The following is a 2,500-nucleotide window of genomic DNA, read 5'->3' as shown; positions in this document are numbered from 1 at the left end:
CTATCCATGGCCAGGATGAAGGTGCCGTAACAGGTACTGGAGGTCCGAACCGACTAGTGTTGCAAAACTAGCGGATGAGCTGTGGATAGGGGTGAAAGGCTAAACAAACTTGGAAATAGCTGGTTCTCTCCGAAAACTATTTAGGTAGTGCCTCAAGTATTACCGTCGGGGGTAGAGCACTGTTTAGGCTAGGGGGTCATGGCGACTTACCAAACCTATGCAAACTCCGAATACCGACGAGTACAGCTTGGGAGACAGAGCACCGGGTGCTAACGTCCGGACTCAAGAGGGAAACAACCCAGACCGCCAGCTAAGGTCCCTAAAATTGGCTAAGTGGGAAACGAAGTGGGAAGGCTAAAACAGTCAGGATGTTGGCTTAGAAGCAGCCATCATTTAAAGAAAGCGTAATAGCTCACTGATCGAGTCGTCCTGCGCGGAAGATGTAACGGGGCTAAGCCAGTTACCGAAGCTGCGGATGTGCAATTTATTGCACGTGGTAGGAGAGCGTTCTGTAGGCCTGTGAAGGTGTCTGGTAACGGATGCTGGAGGTATCAGAAGTGCGAATGCTGACATGAGTAGCGTTAAAGGGGGTGAAAAGCCCCCTCGCCGTAAGCGCAAGGTTTTCTACGCAACGTTCATCGGCGTAGAGTGAGTCGGCCCCTAAGGCGAGGCAGAGATGCGTAGCTGATGGGAAACAGGTCAATATTCCTGTACCGATCAATAGTGCGATGTGGGGACGGAGAAGGTTAGCTCAGCCAACTGTTGGATATGTTGGTTCAAGCCTGTAGTCGTGCCTGGTAGGCAAATCCGCCGGGCTTAGATGAGGGGTGATAACGAGTCTGCTTGCAGACGAAGTGAGTGATACCCTGCTTCCAGGAAAAGCCACTAAGCTTCAGCTATTGACGACCGTACCGCAAACCGACACTGGTGCGCGAGATGAGTATTCTAAGGCGCTTGAGAGAACTCAGGAGAAGGAACTCGGCAAATTGATACCGTAACTTCGGGAGAAGGTATGCCCCAAGTAGGTGAACTCGAACAGAGGGAGCCCAACGGGGTTGCAAAAAATCGGTGGCTGCGACTGTTTAATAAAAACACAGCACTCTGCAAACACGAAAGTGGACGTATAGGGTGTGACGCCTGCCCGGTGCTGGAAGATTAAATGATGGGGTGCAAGCTCTTGATTGAAGTCCCAGTAAACGGCGGCCGTAACTATAACGGTCCTAAGGTAGCGAAATTCCTTGTCGGGTAAGTTCCGACCTGCACGAATGGCGTAACGATGGCCACACTGTCTCCTCCTGAGACTCAGCGAAGTTGAAATGTTTGTGATGATGCAATCTCCCCGCGGAAAGACGGAAAGACCCCATGAACCTTTACTGTAGCTTTGTATTGGACTTTGAACAGATCTGTGTAGGATAGGTGGGAGGCTTTGAAGTGATGTCGCTAGATGTCATGGAGCCAACGTTGAAATACCACCCTGGTGTGTTTGAGGTTCTAACCTAGGTCCATTATCTGGATCGGGGACAGTGCATGGTAGGCAGTTTGACTGGGGCGGTCTCCTCCCAAAGCGTAACGGAGGAGTTCGAAGGTACGCTAGTTACGGTCGGACATCGTGACGATAGTGCAATGGCATAAGCGTGCTTAACTGCGAGACTGACAAGTCGAGCAGATGCGAAAGCAGGACATAGTGATCCGGTGGTTCTGTATGGAAGGGCCATCGCTCAACGGATAAAAGGTACTCTGGGGATAACAGGCTGATACCGCCCAAGAGTTCATATCGACGGCGGTGTTTGGCACCTCGATGTCGGCTCATCTCATCCTGGGGCTGTAGCCGGTCCCAAGGGTATGGCTGTTCGCCATTTAAAGAGGTACGTGAGCTGGGTTTAAAACGTCGTGAGACAGTTTGGTCCCTATCTTCCGTGGGCGCTGCAGATTTGAGGAAGCCTGCTCCTAGTACGAGAGGACCGGAGTGGACACACCTCTGGTGTATCGGTTGTCACGCCAGTGGCATTGCCGAGTAGCTAAGTGTGGAAGAGATAACCGCTGAAAGCATCTAAGCGGGAAACTCGTTTCAAGATGAGATCTGCCGGGGCCTTGAGCCCCCTAAAGAGTCGTTCAAGACCAGGACGTTGATAGGTCAGGTGTGGAAGCGCAGTAATGCGTTAAGCTAACTGATACTAATTGCTCGTGAGGCTTGACCCTATAACTTTGATAGCGCGTAATGTGCTTCGAAGATTGTTATGCCAAGTTGACGCAGTCAAAACACATGAAATCTGATTCCACTCTATGAATTCGTTGTCTTGCTCCAAGAGCAAGTCGACTCCAAGTTATGCCTGATGACCATAGCAAGTTGGTACCACTCCTTCCCATCCCGAACAGGACAGTGAAACGACTTTGCGCCGATGATAGTGCGGGTTCCCGTGTGAAAGTAGGTCATCGTCAGGCTCTTACAGCCCCAAATCCCCTCAGTCCCCAAAGGACTGGGGGGTTTTGCGTTTGGGGG

2 rRNA genes (1 of these 2 cut by a window edge) are annotated in these 2,500 nt (G+C 51.3%); both read left to right on the top strand.

Annotation, left to right across the window (positions count from 1 at the left end):
- Nucleotides 1-2,199, top strand: a 23S ribosomal RNA gene (locus AC0IZS_RS00010) (it extends 680 nt beyond the left edge of the window).
- A 130-nt stretch (nucleotides 2,200-2,329) separates the two neighbouring features.
- Nucleotides 2,330-2,442, top strand: a 5S ribosomal RNA gene (gene rrf / locus AC0IZS_RS00005).
- Nucleotides 2,443-2,500 lie beyond the last annotated feature (58 nt).

The organism is Acidovorax sp. AC410, from assembly GCF_979253235.1.
This window is presented reverse-complemented; position numbering and strand designations above follow the sequence as displayed.